Genomic DNA, 15,860 nt, shown 5'->3' with positions numbered 1-15,860 from the left:
TGACTGAGCTGCTCGCGGGAGTGGTCCGGTCGGTGCCTGTCCAGGACTCAGGAGAGCCGATGAGTATCCAGGTCGTCCGCACCACAGACGGCTGGTGGGTGGAGAGCGGCACAGGACGGCTGCACCGCGTCGACAGCGACGCGGACACCACCGCCGGCCTGCTCGCCAACCGTTCCGCAGTGCAGCAGGCGGCTGCCCGCGCCGCGGGTGACCCCGCCGCCGGGCTTTCCGTTGGAGAAGCGGAGCTGCTGTCGCCCGTCACCACGCCCTGCCGGGTGGTGGCGCAGATGGTCAACTACCGTTCCCACGCGGTGGATTCCGGATTCGACCCGGACACGGTCCCGCCCGCGTTCTTCCGCAAGGCGTCCGGGTCCGTCAGCGGCCCGTACCAGGACATCGTGCGTCCACAGCACGTGCGCTTCCTGGACTACGAGGTGGAACTCGGGCTGGTGATGGGCGCGGACCTGCCGGTCGGCACCGAGGTCACCGATTCCACCCTGCCGGAATTCGTCGCCGCACTGGTCGTCGCCGACGACGTCAGCGCCCGCGACCTGCAACTGCCCAAAACCCAGTTCTACGAGTCCAAGTCGTACCCCACCTTCACCCCACTCGGGCCCCGGCTGCTCCTGGTCGATGCCGACGATCTGGCCCGCCTGCCGGACCTGCGGCTCAGGCTGAAGGTCAACGGGGCCACCCGGCAGGACCGCACCACCACGGACATGATCGTCCGGCCCGCCCGCGCCCTCAGCCTGCTCGCCCGCTTCCAGACGCTGCAGCCCGGTGACGTCCTGCTCACCGGAACGCCCGGCGGCACCGCCCTGAAGTCTCCGGGCAAGCTCCTGACCACGCTCGCCGCCCTGCTGCCCCCGAACAAGCGCTGGCAGAAGTTCTTCGCCCGCCAGGAGGCGAACCCCGACTACCTCAAGGACGGCGACATCGTCACGGCCCGCATCGCCACCGACGACGGCGCACTCGATCTCGGCGAGCAGCGCACGGTGGTGCGCGCCCGCTGACGACTCCCGGGACCCCCGCCCGGGACCGGCCGGCCCGGCGCCCCGTACCGGGCCGGCCACTAGACCCTCATCCCTCACCCTGCAAAGGCGCACCGGTGACACTGACACCCACCGACCTGCTGTGGTCCGCCGCCGACAGCACCGCGGACCTGTCCACGATCGAGGCCGTTCCGCTGCACGAGCGCGGCCTGCCCGCCACCACCTACGACACCGTGCTGCGCGCCGCCCGCCTGTGGCCCGACCGCCCGGCCCTGACGGTGCTGCCCGACGCCGCGCGCTTCCTGAGCCCCGCCACCGTGACCTTCGCGCAGCTGCGCGACCAGGTGCACCGCACCGCCAACCTGCTGCGCGCGCTCGGCGTCACCCGCCGGGCTGCCGTGGGCCTGCTCTCCCCGAACACCGCGGAGCTGCCCGCAGCCCTGCTGGCCGCGCAGGCCGCCGGCATCGCCGCCCCGGTCAACCCGGGCCTGGCATCCGAGCACGTCGAGCAGTTGCTGCGGCGCGGCGGCGCACGGGTGCTCATCGCCGCCGGTCCACAGCTGGATGCAGAGGTGTGGGCCACGGCCCGGCAGGTCGCCGCGGCCTTGCGGCTGGACGCCCTACTGGCACTGACCCCCACCCTGGCCGACGGCCCCGCCCCCGCTCTGGAACCCATCGAGGGCGTACGCGTCGGCTACCTCACGGAGCTGGCCGCGACCCATCCCGCCGACCGGCTGGTCGACATCGAGCCCCCGACCGCCGACGACCTGGCCGCCTATTTCCACACCGGCGGCACCACCGGCACTCCCAAGCTCGCCGCGCACACGCACGCCAACGAGGTCGTCGACGCCTGGATGGTGGCCGCGAGCATCCCCCTCGACGAGGACTCGGCAATGTTCGCGGCGCTGCCGTTGTTCCACGTCAACGCCCTGATCGTCACCCTGCTCGGCCCGCTGCTGCGCGGCCGGGGAGTGGTGTGGGCCGGGCCGCTGGGCTACCGCGATTCCGAGCTGTATCCGGTGTTCTGGAAGCTGGTGGAGCACTACCGCATCGCCGCCATGTCGGGCGTGCCCACCGTGTACTCGGTCCTCGCCCATCTCCCCGTCGACGCGGACATCTCCAGCATGCGGTTCGCCGCCGTCGGCGCATCCCCGCTGCCGCCCGCCGTACGGGAGTCCTTCGAGAAGCACACCGGCATCCCCCTGTGCGAGGGCTACGGGCTGACCGAGGCGACCTGCGCCTCCGCCCTCGGTCTGCCCGGTCACACCCGGCCCGGCAGTGTCGGTCGGCGCCTGCCCTACCAGCAGGTCAAGACCGTGCGGATCGACCCGGACACCGGCGAGTGGCACGACCTGCCGCCGGGCGCCACCGGGGTGCTCGCCATCAGCGGCCCGGTCCTCTTCGCCGGCTACGTCGCCGAGCACACCGCCCACGGGCCTCGCCTGGAGAGCGCCGGGAAGATCCGCGACGGCTGGCTGGACACGGGCGACCTGGCCCGCATCGACGCCGACGGCTTCATCCATCTCGCCGGCCGCGCCAAGGACCTGATCATCCGCGGCGGCCACAACATCGACCCCGCCGCGATCGAGGACGCCCTCCTCGCCCACCCCGAGGTAACCGCCGCCGCGGCGGTCGGCCGTCCCGACCCGCACGCCGGCGAGGTGCCCGTCGCCTACGTCACCCTCGCCCCCGGCGCCGAGGCCGACCCCGCCGAACTGCTCAGCTGGGCCACCGAACGGGTCCCCGAACGCGCCGCCACCCCGCGCGAGGTGCTCGTGATCGACGCCATCCCGCTCACCGCCGTCGGCAAGCCCTACAAGCTCGGCCTTCGCCTGGACGCCACCCGCCGCGCGGTCCACGCCGAACTGGCCGCCCAGGGCGCGGACTGCGACCCGGAACGCATCCTGTGCCGGCCGCACGACGGCGGTGTCCGCGTCACGGTGCCCGCCCCTGCCGACGAGGCGGTACAACGCAGGGTCACCGCAGCCCTCGACCGGTACGTCCTGCACTGGCAGTACGCCCCCAGCAAGCCACTTGAGAGAGAAACCCCATGAGCACCACCGCCATCGTCCTCGCCGTCCTCCTCGCCGGGATCTTCCTCCTGCTCGGGTCGGCCAAGCTCGCGGCAGTACCCGCTATGCGCCAGGCCGCGGCCCACGTCGGCATGACCACCACCCACTACCGCCTGCTGGGTGCTCTCGAGGTGGCGGCAGCGGCCGGTCTGCTGCTCGGCCTGCGGATCACCGCGCTCGGCGCCGCCGCATCCATCGGCCTGATCCTGCTCATGGCCGGCGCCGTCGTCGTCCACCTGCGCAGCGGCGATCCGGCGGCCCGCTGCCTGCCGGCCGTCATCGCGGGTGCCTTGGCCGGAGCCCATCTCGTCGCGCTGGTCGGCGGCTAGCATCGCCGCCGCCTGGGCACCGAGGAGCATCACGATGAGCCGCATCGACGTCCGCCAGCATCTGCCGCCCTGCGCCTCCACCCGATGGCTGGCCTAGCACAGCGTTCATACCCAGCCCGCCTCCGCAGGCCGCCTTTCGCACGGCTCGGACGGCACCCACCGCATCTCACCGCCTTGGCCGCCGAGGCCGGGTGCGGCCTCTGAATCGACACCACTGTTTCCGGCGTCCCCTCCGTGCCGTCCGGGTTGCCGACGCCCGCCCGCAGCGAGCGGGCGCCTCTCGGAACGACCAGCCTTTCGCATCCGTGCGCCGCCGCCCGCTCAATCCGCGGACACCCGGCCTCGATCAATCGACCGGGGAAACGCCCTTGGCGCTCTTCCCCCGCCGCTCCTGAGCCGTCCCCACCCCATGGCCCCGAGCCGTGACACCCCATGGAGTACCCATGAACGACATCGACGTCCCCGTCCTCATCGTCGGCGGAGGCGGTGCGGGGCTCACCGCCTCCATGCTGCTCAGCCGCATGGGCATCGAGTCCCTGCTGGTCACCGCCTGGCCCAGCACCTCCGTCCTGCCCAAGGCCCACGTCCTCAACCAGCGCGCCATGGAGATCATGCGCGACGCCGGCGTGGCCGACACCATCTACGCCGCCTCCACTCCGGCCGAGCAGATGTCCCACACCGCCTGGTACGTCGGCCTGGCCGGCGACAACGCGGACTACGGCCGCCGGGTCGCCAGGATGGAGGCCTGGGGAGCCGGCGGGAACTCACCCGAGTGGCTCGCGGCCAGCCCCGAGCGACAGGCCAACCTGCCCCAGATCCGCCTGGAGCCGGTCCTGCGCGCCCGGGCCGAGGAACTCGCGCCCGGCCGGGTCCGCTTCCACCACGAGCTGACCCAACTCGCCCAGGACGACGAGGGCGTCACCGCCACCGTCGCCGACCGCGACACGGGCGAGACCTACCGGGTGCGGGCCCGCTACCTGCTGGGCTGCGACGGCGGCCGCACCGTCGGCCCCGCCGTGGGCATCGTCCAGGAGGGCGTGCGCAACCTCGCCCGCGTGGTCTCCTTCCACCTCTCCGCCGACCTGTCCCAGGTGGCGACCGACCCGGAGGTGCTGATCCGCTGGCTGTGGCTGCCCGACCTCGGCATCCCCGGTGTTCTCGTGCCCATGGGCCCCAAGCACTGGGGTCCCGAGTCCGAGGAGTGGGTCTTCCACCTCAACTACGGGCCCGATGACGGTCGCGCGTTGGACGACGAGTCCGTACTGGCCGACATGCGCACAGGGCTGGGCCTGAGCGAGGAGGACGTGACGGTCCACATGATCTCCCGCTGGACCCTGGAGGGCGTGGTCGCCGACCGCTACCGCGCCGGCCGCGTCCTGATCGCCGGCGACGCCGCCCACCGGCATCCGCCAACCGGCGGCCTCGGCCTCACCTCCGCCATGCACGACGTCCAGAACCTCACCTGGAAGCTCGCCGCCGTGCTGAAGGGCCATGCCGGCGACGCCCTGCTGGACACCTACGAGGCCGAGCGGCGACCGGCGGACGCCACCAACGTCCAGCGCTCGCTGGAGAACGCCATGAACCACATCGCCATCAACGCCCTCTTCGGCGGCGGGCCCGAGGCCGGCGAGGAGGAGAACTGGCGGCAGGCCCGCCGCCTGTGGAGCGAGGACCCCGCCGATGCCGACTTCCGCCGTACCTTCCTGGCCGCCGTGGCGGCTCAGTCCATGGAGTTCAACGAACTGGGCGTCGAGTTCGGCTACACGTACGCCGCAGCCGTCGTCCCCGACGGCACTCCCGCACCCGAGAACCCCGACCCCGTCCGCATCTACCAGCCCGCCGCCCGCCCCGGGCACCCGCTGCCCCACGCCTGGCTGGAGGACCTCGACGGCCATCGCGTGGCCCTGGCACGCCTGGTCCGCCCCGGCCGCCTGCTGCTGATCACCGGAGAGGACGGCCAGGCTTGGCGCGAGGCCGCCGAGAAGATCGCCGCCGAGAGCGGGCTGCCGCTGGACGCCATCCGGATCGGCCACCTCGAAGGCGACTACCGCGACCTGCGCTCCACCTGGACCGCCGCACGCGGACACACACCGCAAGGCGCCGTCCTCGTGCGCCCGGACCGCTTCATCGGCTGGCGCGCCCACGGCGCGGCCACCGACCCGGTCGCCGAACTCAGCACCGCACTGGACTCCCTCCTCGCACGGTAGGAACCACTCACCTGCCGTGCCACCCGGCCTGCCGATCACCGCCGCAGTCGGCGGGCCGGGCCCGCAACCCTCACCCCCGTCTCGCCTCCGGGGCACCGAGCCACCCACCCCACCCTCACGACAGGTCGTGGAGGCCACAGGAAGGAATCCCCCGTGAACGACCCGACACCCGCCCCCGTCCCCACCGCCGACGCCCATCAGGGTCTGCACAGCGAGCAGGGCGCCCTGCGCGGGGAACACCCCGGCCGCGCCGCCCAGCCCGTCATCAAGGTGGTCGACCTGGCCTGGCTGGAGTTCACCAAGCCCGACCTGGACCGTGCCGAGACCTTCGCCCACGACTTCGGGTTCACCACCGCCGCCCGTACCGACGACACCCTCTACCTGCGCGGCGCCCTGGCCGGACCGCACTGCCTGGTGATCCGCCGCGGTCCCGCATCGCGATTCATCGGCCCCGCCTTCCAGGCCGCCGACGCCGCCGACCTCGACCGGCTCGCCCGCGCCACCGGCCACAAGGTCCGGGCCCTCACCGACTACGCCGGAGGCCGCGCCGTGGACCTGCTCGATCCCTCCGGCATCCCGGTCCGCGTCGTACACGGCGTCACCGAGCAGCCCGCGCGACCGCTGCAACAGCCCCTGGTCCTCAACACCGGCACCGCCACCGCAGCCGCCCGCATCAACGCCACCCAGCGCCCGCCTCGCGCACCGGCCCAGGCGCAGCGCCTGGGCCACGTGGTGCTCTCCACCCGGGTCTTCCGGCGCGCCCTCGACTGGTACCTGCAGCACCTCGGCCTGATCGTCAGCGACTTCCTCTACCTGGACGGGCAGCGCGACCGCGGCCCCACCATGGCCTTCATCCGCTGCGACCGCGGCGGCGAACCCGCCGACCACCACACCCTGGCCATGCACCTCGGTCCCGACACGGGCTACGTTCACTCCGCCTACCAGGTGGCCGACCTCGACGCGCTGGCCGCCGGCGGCGAGTACCTGCGCGAACGCGGCTACCACCACTCCTGGGGCATCGGCCGGCACATCCAGGGCAGCCAGATCTTCGACTACTGGCGCGACCCCGACCGCTTCATGCTGGAGCACTACGCCGACGGCGACGTCTTCGACGACACACTGGAACCCGGCTGGGCCGCCATGTCCGCCTCGGGCCTGGCCCAGTGGGGCCCGCCCGCCACCCGCGACTTCCTCGGCACCACCCCCACTCCGGGGGCGCTCCTCCAGGCGATCTCCGCACTGCGCGAGGACAACGAAATCGACCGCGCCCGCCTGATGGGCCTGATGAAAGCCCTGAGCAAGTGACCGCCACCACCCTGAGCATGTACCCGTCGTGGTCATCGGTGCCGCGCCCACCGGGCTGACCGCCGCCACCCTCCTCGCCCGCCACCTGGTCCGTGCCTCCATCGGCTCCCGGATGCAGGACCTCGCCCCTTCCCAGCAGTGGCTGGTCGTCGACGTCCGCCGCCGGTGCCCGCCTGGGACGGCGTTCACCAGATCTGCGGACCCTGACGGGCGGCAACGTACATGCGTGTCGGCGAGGACCGCTACCGCTGGGAGCTCGGCCTGCCCACCGACGAGCAACCGGAGGAACTCACCGACCGGCGGCGCCTGCTCGCGCTGATCGCCCCCTGGACGCCAGGCATCCCCGACGACGAACTGCACGTACGTCCTGCGCACCGCCTCCTACACCCTCCGTGCCCAGGTCGCCGACCGCTGGCGCACCCGCATCTTCCTGCTCGCGGGAACGCGCGATGCCCTGCCGCCGCGGTCACCCCGCTGGGGAAGGTCCTGGGCACCGAGTCCTTTCCGGCCACGGCGGCCGGTTACCGTCGGCTGCTCGTCTGAGTCCGCAAGCTGGGGACGGTGCGCCGGGCCGGTGTCGAGGGCACTGGCACCTTCGGAGCGGGCCTGATCTATGCGGTGGCTGTGGTGGCCCGGCGGGGCCGGTGCCACCGCTGTCCACGTCAGAGGACGGACGGCGATGTCAGCGGCTCGTGTCGGCGTCACCTTCGTCATTCGGAGGGTCTCCCTGTCTCCTGCCGCCCGGAGGGGAGCCGTCCCCGTGCTCTTCCAGCAGTTCGAGGAGCGCGGCATCCGCTCTCCTCTGATCTTCCTTCGTCAGCTCGACCGGTGCGTTGTTGTAGACGGTGTAGCGACCTGGATCGATGATGTTGGCGGCCCTCAAGCTGAACGTCAGCAGGGGCCGCCAACCCTTGCGGTGGCCGACCCGCACCTGTATCTGGGCCTTGTAGTCACGGGCCTCCGGGAGGAATCCGGAAAACGGTGCCTCGAACTCGAGGAAGAGCTGTTGCGCTTCTCTGCCGGGCACGACGAATCCGGCGGGCAGCTTCGCCTCCTCGTCCGGCCCCGGTTGGAGCCGGGACGGGGAGGACACCCACAGGAGTGGCAGATGAGAGGCGGGCTCATCGGGGAAGGTCAGGATGAGGTCCTGCACGACGATCGGTTTGGGACCGGTGTTGTGCAGGACGAGCGGCAGTCGTAGGCGTGCCGTGGAACCGTGGACGATGGCCGCGAAGGAATGAGGTTCCCACGCCTGCAGGCGTCCCTGTCGGGCGTTGAGCCACCAGAACGACGCGACGGTGAAGAGCAGTGCGCAGACTGACACCACACTGGCGCCGGTAAGCGATGAGGACGCGATCTGATCCGCCGCGACCATCAGCGGAACCACAGAGTCAGTCTGCCAGCCCCGCCGTGGGCTCGCTAACAGGACGAGTGGCCGCCAACAGTCTCCCGGAACGGGTCAGAGGCCGGCGAGGAGTACGAGATACCAGGCGACCAGGCCCGCGCATGTCACCGAGGGGAGGAGCTTGGTCAGCCCGTCGCCCTTGCGTACGTGCGTCGTCACGGCACCGGCGAGCAGCATCAGCAGCCCGATACCGGCCAGGCCGCCGCACAGCGGTACGACCGGGCCGAGGGCCACGCCGATGGCGCCCGCCAGCTCCAGGCCGCCGATGACCCGGTAGGCCGCGGTGGTGAAGCCGGCGTGGGCGGCGAGCTCGGGCATCGGACCCAGGGCCAGGATCTTGGCCGCGCCCAGCAGGGCGAAGATCAACGCGATGAGACAGGTCAGCGAGGCGGAGAGGATCACGAGACGCCCTCGGGGGTGTGCGGGCGGCGGGCCTGGCGGCGTTCGGCTCCCAGGCTGGCGAAGTAGGCGACCAGGTCGGGGTTGTCGACCGCGGAGGGGTTGAGGACCTGGTCGGCGCGGGCGCCCTGGAGGAGGCGCTTGACCGGGACCTCGAGCTTCTTGCCGGTCTTGGTGTGCGGGATGGCCGGTACGGCGAGGATCTCGTCGGGGACGTGGCGGGGTGAGGCGCCGGTGCGGATCGCGTCGCGGATCTTCTCGCGCAGGGAATCGTCCAGCTCGATCCCGTCGGCGAGGACCACGAAGAGCGGCATCCAGTAGCCGCCGTCGGGTTCCTCCGCACCGATGACGAGGGCCTCGGCGATCTCAGGGAGGTGTTCGACGATGTCGTGGATGTCGGCGCTGCCCAGGCGTACGCCGTTGCGGTTGAGCGTGGCGTCGGAGCGTCCGTGCACGATCACCGAGCCGTGACCCGTGACCGTGATCCAGTCGCCGTGCCGCCACACGCCCGGATAGGCGCTGAAGTAGGCGTCGCGGTAGCGGCTGCCGTCCGGGTCGTTCCAGAAGTGCAGCGGCATCGACGGCATGGGCCGGGTGACGACCAGTTCGCCGACCTGGTCGACGACCGGCCGTCCCGCGCCGTCGTACGCCGCGAGCGCCACGCCGAGGTTGGGGGCCGACAGTTCACCCGCCCACACCGGGGTGGTGGGGGCGCTGCCGGCGAAGCCGGAGACGACGTCCGTGCCGCCGCTGGTGGAGGCCAACTGGACGCCTGCGCCGACGTGGTCGCGGACCCAGGGGTAGGCGGAGGCGGGCAGGGCGGAGCCGGTGCAGCCGATGACGCGGATCGCCGAAAGGTCGTGCACGGCGGGGTCGACGCCGAGCTTGGCCATGGCCAGCAGGTACTGGGGACTGGTGCCGAAGACGGTGACCTTGTGGCGGGCCGCCAGCTCCCACAGGACGTCCGGGCGCGCCACCGGCGCGGGGCTGCCGTCGTAGGTGCAGGTGGCGGCTCCGGTCAGCAGGGTGGAGACGACCAGGTTCCACATCATCCAGTGGGTGGTGGTGTACCACAGCAGGCGGTCACCGACGCCCAGGTCGCAGTGCAGGCCGAGGATCTTGAGGTGCTCCAGCAGGACGCCTCCGTGACCGTGGACGATGCCCTTTGGCAGCCCGGTGGTGCCGGAGGAGAAGACGATCCACAGCGGGTGGTCGAACGGAACCGGGGCGATGGCGAGGTACTCGGCGCGGCCGACCGCGTCCTCCCAGGGAACCGTCAGCCCCGCGGCCCGGGTCGCGGGCCACACAAGGCCCAGGTGATCCACGAGAACCGTGGCCTTGAGCGTGGGAAGGGCGGCGGCCAGGTCGAGGGAGGCGGCGCGGCGGTCGTGACGGGTGCCGTTGAAGAGGTAGCCGTCCGCGGTGATGAGCACCGTGGGTTCGAGCTGGGCGAAGCGGTCGGCGGCGGCCTTGGGTGCGTAGTCCTGGCCGCACACGGACCACACCGCACCCAGGCTGGCGGTGGCGAGGAAGGCGATGACGGCGTGGGGGGTGTTGGGCAGGTAGCCGACCACCCGGTCGCCCTGGCCGACGCCCAGGTCGCGCAGGGTGGCCGCGACGGAGGCGACCTGGGCGCGCAGCTGCCGGCCCGTGATCTCGTAGGCGGCTCCGGTCTCGTCCAGCGCGGTGATCGCGGGTGCGTCGGGGTGCAGGTTGCGCAGTGCGTGGTGGGCGTAGTTGAGGGTGGCGCCGGGGAACCAGCGGGCGCCGGGCATGGTCTCCTCGGCGAGCACCCGCTCGTACGGAGTGGTGGCGTCGATGTCGAAGTACTCCCACACCGCGGCCCAGAATCCTTCCAGGTCGGTGACGGACCAGTGGTGCAGTGCCTGGTAGTCGGTCGGGTCCTGGATGCTGTCGGCGCCCTGGTGTCGGGCGGCCCAGCGGGCAAAGTCCGCGATGCGGCTGCCGGCGGCCGCTTGGGGGTCGGGCGGCAGGAAGGGCTCCGGATAGGGCGTGGAGTGCGGGGTGGTCATGGTGTGGTGTTCCTCGGCAGGGGGTCGGGCCGGGCTTCGGCGGTGCGGCGGGCCGTGTGCAGCAGGGGAGCCCAGGCGGCGGCGTCGGTGAAGTCGCCGGTGCCGGTCGGGACGGTGTCCATCACGACGCGGTCGGGGCGCAGCAGGACGGCGTCCGCCCGGCCGCGTGCCAGCCAGGCGGCCAGCGTGCCGTCGTCGTCCAGGTCGCCGACATGGATCACGGATGCGCCCAGGGCCGTGGCCACGCCCGTCATCCGTGCCGTGGGCGGCAGGGCGGTCAGCACGGCGAAGGAGTCCCCGAGTATGTCGTCGAGGCGCTCTCGCCTGCCGTCGACGATCACCCAGGGTTGCGGGCAGAAGGTGCCGGCCAGTGAGCGGCCGGTCAGCCGGGGGCGGCGTCGTACCAGCGGATTGGCGGTCAGCGCGGGACTGAGGTCGCGGCTCACCGCCGCGGTCACACCGGGGATGCGGCAGGCCGCGCCCACCACGGCCCGGCGGATGGCCGCACCGCGGTCCTGTCCGCCGGTCATGGCCCAGCCGACGGCGACCGCGACACGGATCACGTGGCGGGCGTGCGGCTTGCGCTCCTGCTGGTAGGTGTCCAGCAGCCGGCCGTCCGCGCCCTGCTGAAGGACGCGGGCGAGTTTCCAGGTGAGGTTGCGGGCGTCGCGCAGGCCCGCGCACAGGCCCTGCCCGATGAAGGGCGGGGTGAGATGGGCGGCGTCGCCCAGCAGGAAGACGCGTCCACGGCGCCACCGGTCGGCGAGGCGGGCCCGGAAGGTGTACTGCGCCTGCCGGATCACCTCGAAGTCGTCGCCCCCGTGGGCAGCGGACGGCAGGTCCACCCAGGGGGCGACCAGCTCGCGCAGCTGCTCCAGCCCTTCCGGGCCGTCCAAGGTCTCACCCTCGGCCAGCCGGAACTCCCATCGGTAGCGGTCCTCGCCGACTCGCATGAAGGTGGCCGGGCGGGTGGGGCAGCAGATCTGCTCGGCGCCTTCCCAGGTGCGTACCGGGAGGCTGGTGCGCACGTCGATGACCCGCCAGCTCTCCTCAAAATGCAGGTCCTCCCACACGGCGCCGATCGCGTCGCGGGTGATGCTGCCCGCGCCGTCGCAGCCGAGGACGGCGTCGGCCCACACGTGCTCGTCCTCGTCGCTGCCGTCGCGGCGGAAGGTGACCCGGACCGGAGCCGTTCCGTCGGTGTCCTGGCTGACGGACACGACCTCCACCCCGCCCCGCAGCTCGCACTCGGGGCGACGGGCCAGGGCGTCGCGCAGCAGCCGTTCCAGCTCTGGCTGGTCGAACATGCTGGTCTGCGGGAAGCCGTGGTGGCCGTGCAGGGACCGTGGGAACTCGGCGATCACGCGGCGCCGGGCGTCCAGCAGCCGCAACCCGGGCGCCGGCCTGGCGAGGGTGGCGAACTCCTCGTGGACGCCGACGCTCTGCAGGATCCGGCGAACCTCGTCGTCCACGACGACGGCGCGCGGCAGGGGGTAGACGTCCCGGTGCCGTTCGAGGAGCAGGCTGGGCACTCCGTGCCGGGCGAGCAGGAGCGCGGCCGTGACTCCGACGGGTCCCGCGCCGATGATCACTACCGGTCTCCGGGATGCGGCGCTCACGTCGCGTCCGCCACAGCGGTCCGCTGCTCGCCCAGGTCGATCCGCCCGTCGGGGGTGGCGATCGTGGCGGTGACGAGGTCACCGTCGCGCAGGTACAGGGGGTTCTTGGCCTGGCCGTTGAAGAACGCCTTCCACTTCAGCGCGGGCGGCAGCAGCGCGGCGATCTTCTCGACCGGCTTGGGCGGGGCCTTCAGGGCGGTGCCGCCGGGCGTACCGGTCAGCAGCAGGTCGCCCGGGTCGAGGGTCTGGAAGCGGGCGAGCAGGGTGAGCGCCTGCGCGGGCCGCACGATCATGTCGGCCAAGGTGCGGTCCTGACGCGTTACGCCGTTCACGGACAGCCGCAGTCGCAGGTCGATCAGGCGGTCGAAGTCCTCCGGCTCCAGCAGGGCCAGGTACGGACCCGTCGGCGTGAAGGTGGGGTAGGACTTGCTCTCGTAGAACTGGGTCTTGGTCAGCTGGACGTCGCGGGCGCTGACGTCGTTGGTGAGGACAAGCCCGGCGACGTACGAAGGAAGGTCCTGCTCCTCCACAACCGTGCCCACCGGGAGCGTCGCGCCCATGACGAGGCCGAGTTCGACTTCGTAGTCGAGGAAGTTCACGTGCGTGGGGCGGACGATCGTGTCGTGCGGGCCGCTGACCGAGCCGGACGCCTTGCGGAAGAAGGTGGGCGGTATGTCGCCCGTGAAGCCCGAGTCCTTGGCGTGGCTGCGGTAGTTGACCATCTGGGCGACCACCCGGCAGGGGGTGGTGACCGGGGGCAGCGCCACCAGGTCGGCGACGGGTGTGCCGCGCTCGCCGGAGGCGGCGGCCTCCCGGACGGCGGCCCGGTCGGCGAGCAGTTCGGCGGTGGTGACCGCCTTGGTCTCGATGCGGACGGCGCGCTCGTTTCGGACGGCCCACCAGCCGTCGGGGGTGCGCAGCACGTTGGTGCTCATGAGCTCATCGCTTTCATCAGGCCCAGCAGGCGTGCGGGGTCGAGTTCGTTGTCGTCGCGCAGGGCCGTCATGACCTCGCGGAGCTTGGCGGGGGAGGGACTGGTGCCCAGGAAGTCGCGGGTGACGGGCGGGCCCCACTGGGCCAGGCCGCTCGCCGACATCGGTGCCCAGCCGGGTTCGAGGTCGCAGGAGAACAGGTCGCCGTCGGCGAAGTGCTCCAGCATGAAGTGGTCGGGGTCGCGCCAGTAGTCGAAGAGCTGGCTGCCCTGGATGTGCCGGCCGATGCCCCAGCTGCGCTTGTATCCGCGCTCGGCCAGGTACTCGCCGCCGGCGGCGATCGAGTCCAGGTCGGTCACCTGGTAGGCGGAGTGGACATAGCCGGTGCCCGGCCCCAGATGAAGGGCCAGCGTGTGGTGATCGACGGCCACACTGCCCTGGTCGCAACGGATGAACGCCATCGTCGGCCCGCGCTGGCGCTGTCCGTCCAGGAACAGGAAGTCGGACACGATCATGCCAAGGGTGTCCAGGTACCAGTCCAGGGTGCGGGTGAACGTCCGCGTCTCCAGCACCACGTGGCCGAGGCGCTGGATGCGGGACGGCTCGCGGGGCGGGCGCTGGGTGGTGTTCGTACGACGGCCGTCGATGCCGGTGTTGAGGATCAGCGGCTGCTGCCCGGGCAGCGCGGGCAGCGGTTCTGCGCAGTGCACGACCCGGACCGGGAGGCCCGAGGGATCAAACAGGGCGACCGACCGGCCGCCGCCGGGGACGTCGATGTCCCGGACGGTGTGTCCGACGGCGGCGGCCAGCCGGTCCACATCGGCCCGCTCGGCCGCGCGGAACGCCGGCCCGAGGAAGCGGGACGCCCGCCCACGCCGGATGACCATGCAGGGCGAGCCCGCGAACGTGCCGCGCAGCCACAGCTCGTGATCGGTGCGGGCGGCGATCGCGAAGCCGAAGTCACGGGCGAACACCTCGGCCCGGTCCAGGTCCGGCTTCTCGAACTCCAGCCAGGCCAGGTCCGCCACCTTGATCACGGGATTCCGGGCTCGTCCGGGGTGCTCACCGCGTAGGGCGCCCTGCTCACTGTGGAGGTCTTGGTGGGGCGTCAGAGGACCGCCCTTGTTAACGGGGATGTGGGACATGGTGTCCTCCAAGCAACACTGCCGTAATGAGGAAATCATCAACTCTGCCGTTTCTCGTCGTCAATAGGTGCAGCCCAAATAATTGAGGATCTCATCAGTAATGGTAGTGTCATCGTTGCGACGGTTACACTGGGCCGTATGCCGACGTCAGCCCCGCCCAAGAACCGCTTCGAGCGACGCCGTGCCGAGACCCGCCAGGCGCTTGTCCGCGCGGCCCGGCAGATCCTCGCGGAGACCGGGGACATGAGCGCAAGCATCCAGGCCATCGCCGAGCGCGCCGATGTCGGCTTCGGGTCCTTCTACAACCACTTCGAGTCGAAGACGGAGCTGTTCGACGCGGCGGTGACGGACGCCCTGGAGGAGTTCGGGCAGGTCATCGATGCGCGCGTGGAAGGCATCGACGACCCGGCCGAGCTGGTCGCGGCCGGCTTCCGGCTCACCGCCCGGATGGCCGACTCCCACCCGGAACTCATGCGAATCCTGCGCGACCGCGGCTTGGCCCACATCCACTCCGACAGCGGCCTCGCACCGCGCGCCCTGCGCGACCTGGAGATCGGCATCGCGTCGGGCCGTTTCACCTGCGGCAACGCGACCACCGCCCTGTCCGCCCTGGGCGGCACCCTGCTCTCCCTGGTGGCTCTCCGGCTGGACCGCCCGGACCTCGACGGCGACGAGGCCGCCTCCGACCTGGCCGAGATGGTCCTGCGCATGCTCGGCCTCGCTGCGGACGACGCCCACGAGGTCACCCGTCGCCCGCTGCCCGATCTCGCCCGATGACCTCCTGCACCTGAAGCGCGGCCCTTTGTGGTGCTACGCCGGCGGCGACGAGGAACGCGGTTGCCGCGGCCTCACCAGTGGGGTCCGCCCACGGGCATGCGGCGTTCTCCTCGGCGAGGGCCAGCATGAGTGCCTCCAGTGCTTGGGCGAGGACGGGTGCTGGAAGGTGGTCCGCGAAGACGCCTTCGCGCTGACCGCGCCGTAGGGTTGCGACGGCTTCTGCGCGGGCCGGTGCCAGGGTGGTGCGGATCTCGTCCTCTCCCAGATGGCGCCGTCCCAAGGTGATGAGCATGCGGTAGTGGTCGCCCACCGTCCATGCCGCCAGCACCATCCGTGTTATCGCCTCGACCGGGTCGGCATCCGCGGTACGGGCTCTGGCGAACGCCTGCCGGAGTTCATGGCCTGCTTCCTGTGTCAGGTCGGCGATCAGCGCATGCCGGCTGGGGAAGTGTCCGTAGAGGGTGCGCCGGGCGACGCCGGCCGCCTGAGAGATGCTGTCGAGACTCGCGTCGGGGTCGTCGCGCAGTTTCTGCCGGGCGGTCGCGAGGATGCGTCGGCGGTTGCAGTGAGCATCCTTGCGCCGCGAAGTACGGCCCGGGGTGTCGGTCGTCTTCATGGTTCTTTCTCTCCACGGTTGCCGGAAAG

Annotated in this window: 14 protein-coding genes; 7 read left to right on the top strand and 7 right to left on the bottom strand. The window is 71.8% G+C overall.

Annotated features, from left to right (window positions below; translation table 11 throughout):
• Window positions 1-59 precede the first annotated feature (59 nt).
• The 6 genes from ACZ5NH_RS32175 to ACZ5NH_RS32150 all read left to right on the top strand — a co-directional run bounded on the left by ACZ5NH_RS32175 (window position 60) and on the right by ACZ5NH_RS32150 (window position 7,448).
• The gene (locus ACZ5NH_RS32175; RefSeq protein ID WP_468780235.1) at window positions 60-1,013 is read left to right on the top strand and encodes a fumarylacetoacetate hydrolase family protein; all 954 of its coding nucleotides are present in this window, start codon (window positions 60-62) and stop codon (window positions 1,011-1,013) included.
• 95 nt (window positions 1,014-1,108) lie between these two features.
• Complete coding sequence (locus ACZ5NH_RS32170; protein ID WP_468780233.1) at window positions 1,109-3,046, top strand: acyl-CoA synthetase; 1,938 nt, start codon at window positions 1,109-1,111, stop codon at window positions 3,044-3,046.
• Window positions 3,043-3,393 (top strand): DoxX family protein, encoded by a 351-nt coding sequence (locus ACZ5NH_RS32165; protein WP_391335145.1) that lies wholly within the window; start codon window positions 3,043-3,045, stop codon window positions 3,391-3,393. Before ACZ5NH_RS32170 ends, ACZ5NH_RS32165 begins: the two co-directional genes overlap by 4 nt.
• Before the next feature lie 443 nt (window positions 3,394-3,836).
• Window positions 3,837-5,600, top strand: coding sequence for an FAD-dependent monooxygenase (locus ACZ5NH_RS32160; RefSeq protein WP_468780231.1), 1,764 nt, complete (start codon window positions 3,837-3,839; stop codon window positions 5,598-5,600).
• Between the two features lie 153 nt (window positions 5,601-5,753).
• The gene (locus ACZ5NH_RS32155) at window positions 5,754-6,905 is read left to right on the top strand and encodes a VOC family protein (RefSeq protein ID WP_468780229.1); all 1,152 of its coding nucleotides are present in this window, start codon (window positions 5,754-5,756) and stop codon (window positions 6,903-6,905) included.
• 222 nt (window positions 6,906-7,127) lie between these two features.
• Complete coding sequence (locus ACZ5NH_RS32150; RefSeq protein ID WP_468780227.1) at window positions 7,128-7,448, top strand: hypothetical protein; 321 nt, start codon at window positions 7,128-7,130, stop codon at window positions 7,446-7,448.
• Between the two features lie 139 nt (window positions 7,449-7,587).
• Here ACZ5NH_RS32150 and ACZ5NH_RS32145 read toward each other — a convergent pair whose 3' ends face one another.
• The 6 genes from ACZ5NH_RS32145 to ACZ5NH_RS32120 all read right to left on the bottom strand — a co-directional run bounded on the left by ACZ5NH_RS32145 (window position 7,588) and on the right by ACZ5NH_RS32120 (window position 14,438).
• Complete coding sequence (locus ACZ5NH_RS32145) at window positions 7,588-8,292, bottom strand: hypothetical protein (protein ID WP_468780225.1); 705 nt, start codon at window positions 8,290-8,292, stop codon at window positions 7,588-7,590.
• A 72-nt stretch (window positions 8,293-8,364) separates the two neighbouring features.
• Window positions 8,365-8,712: a DoxX family protein gene (locus ACZ5NH_RS32140; protein WP_468780223.1), complete on the bottom strand. Its 348-nt coding sequence runs from the start codon at window positions 8,710-8,712 to the stop codon at window positions 8,365-8,367.
• Window positions 8,709-10,742, bottom strand: coding sequence for an acetoacetate--CoA ligase (locus ACZ5NH_RS32135; protein WP_468780221.1), 2,034 nt, complete (start codon window positions 10,740-10,742; stop codon window positions 8,709-8,711). The genes ACZ5NH_RS32140 and ACZ5NH_RS32135 overlap by 4 nt, the downstream gene beginning before the upstream one ends.
• A complete protein-coding gene (mhpA, locus tag ACZ5NH_RS32130; protein WP_468780219.1) occupies window positions 10,739-12,361 on the bottom strand; it encodes a bifunctional 3-(3-hydroxy-phenyl)propionate/3-hydroxycinnamic acid hydroxylase MhpA in 1,623 nt (540 codons plus the stop codon). Before mhpA ends, ACZ5NH_RS32135 begins: the two co-directional genes overlap by 4 nt.
• Window positions 12,358-13,296 carry a fumarylacetoacetate hydrolase family protein gene (locus ACZ5NH_RS32125; RefSeq protein WP_468780217.1) on the bottom strand — a complete coding sequence of 313 codons (939 nt, stop codon included), beginning with the start codon at window positions 13,294-13,296 and terminating at the stop codon, window positions 12,358-12,360. Before ACZ5NH_RS32125 ends, mhpA begins: the two co-directional genes overlap by 4 nt.
• Window positions 13,293-14,438: a VOC family protein gene (locus ACZ5NH_RS32120; protein ID WP_468780214.1), complete on the bottom strand. Its 1,146-nt coding sequence runs from the start codon at window positions 14,436-14,438 to the stop codon at window positions 13,293-13,295. The genes ACZ5NH_RS32125 and ACZ5NH_RS32120 overlap by 4 nt, the downstream gene beginning before the upstream one ends.
• Before the next feature lie 138 nt (window positions 14,439-14,576).
• Here ACZ5NH_RS32120 and ACZ5NH_RS32115 point away from each other — a divergent pair, with 138 nt between their 5' ends.
• Window positions 14,577-15,215: a TetR/AcrR family transcriptional regulator gene (locus ACZ5NH_RS32115; RefSeq protein ID WP_468780212.1), complete on the top strand. Its 639-nt coding sequence runs from the start codon at window positions 14,577-14,579 to the stop codon at window positions 15,213-15,215.
• Here the strand turns inward: ACZ5NH_RS32115 and ACZ5NH_RS32110 are convergent.
• Entirely contained in the window at window positions 15,181-15,831 is a 651-nt protein-coding gene (locus tag ACZ5NH_RS32110) for a TetR/AcrR family transcriptional regulator (RefSeq protein ID WP_468780210.1), read from the bottom strand. The two genes, ACZ5NH_RS32115 and ACZ5NH_RS32110, sit on opposite strands and share 35 nt — an antisense overlap.
• Window positions 15,832-15,860 lie beyond the last annotated feature (29 nt).

This window comes from Streptomyces sp. NPDC031426 (assembly GCF_055581585.1).
The sequence above is the reverse complement of the archived record's forward strand: the minus strand, read 5'-3'. Positions and strand labels throughout refer to the sequence as shown.

Excerpts from the sequence above, each read along its gene's own strand:
- ACZ5NH_RS32175 (WP_468780235.1), top strand. The coding sequence starts at position 60 with ATGAGTATCCAGGTCGTCCGCACCACAGACGGCTGGTGGGTGGAGAGC.
- ACZ5NH_RS32165 (WP_391335145.1), top strand. The coding sequence starts at position 3,043 with ATGAGCACCACCGCCATCGTCCTCGCCGTCCTCCTCGCCGGGATCTTC.
- ACZ5NH_RS32160 (WP_468780231.1), top strand. The coding sequence starts at position 3,837 with ATGAACGACATCGACGTCCCCGTCCTCATCGTCGGCGGAGGCGGTGCG.
- ACZ5NH_RS32150 (WP_468780227.1), top strand. The coding sequence starts at position 7,128 with ATGCGTGTCGGCGAGGACCGCTACCGCTGGGAGCTCGGCCTGCCCACC.
- ACZ5NH_RS32135 (WP_468780221.1), bottom strand. The coding sequence starts at position 10,742 with ATGACCACCCCGCACTCCACGCCCTATCCGGAGCCCTTCCTGCCGCCC.
- ACZ5NH_RS32125 (WP_468780217.1), bottom strand. The coding sequence starts at position 13,296 with ATGAGCACCAACGTGCTGCGCACCCCCGACGGCTGGTGGGCCGTCCGA.
- ACZ5NH_RS32120 (WP_468780214.1), bottom strand. The coding sequence starts at position 14,438 with ATGTCCCACATCCCCGTTAACAAGGGCGGTCCTCTGACGCCCCACCAA.
- ACZ5NH_RS32115 (WP_468780212.1), top strand. The coding sequence starts at position 14,577 with ATGCCGACGTCAGCCCCGCCCAAGAACCGCTTCGAGCGACGCCGTGCC.
- ACZ5NH_RS32110 (WP_468780210.1), bottom strand. The coding sequence starts at position 15,831 with ATGAAGACGACCGACACCCCGGGCCGTACTTCGCGGCGCAAGGATGCT.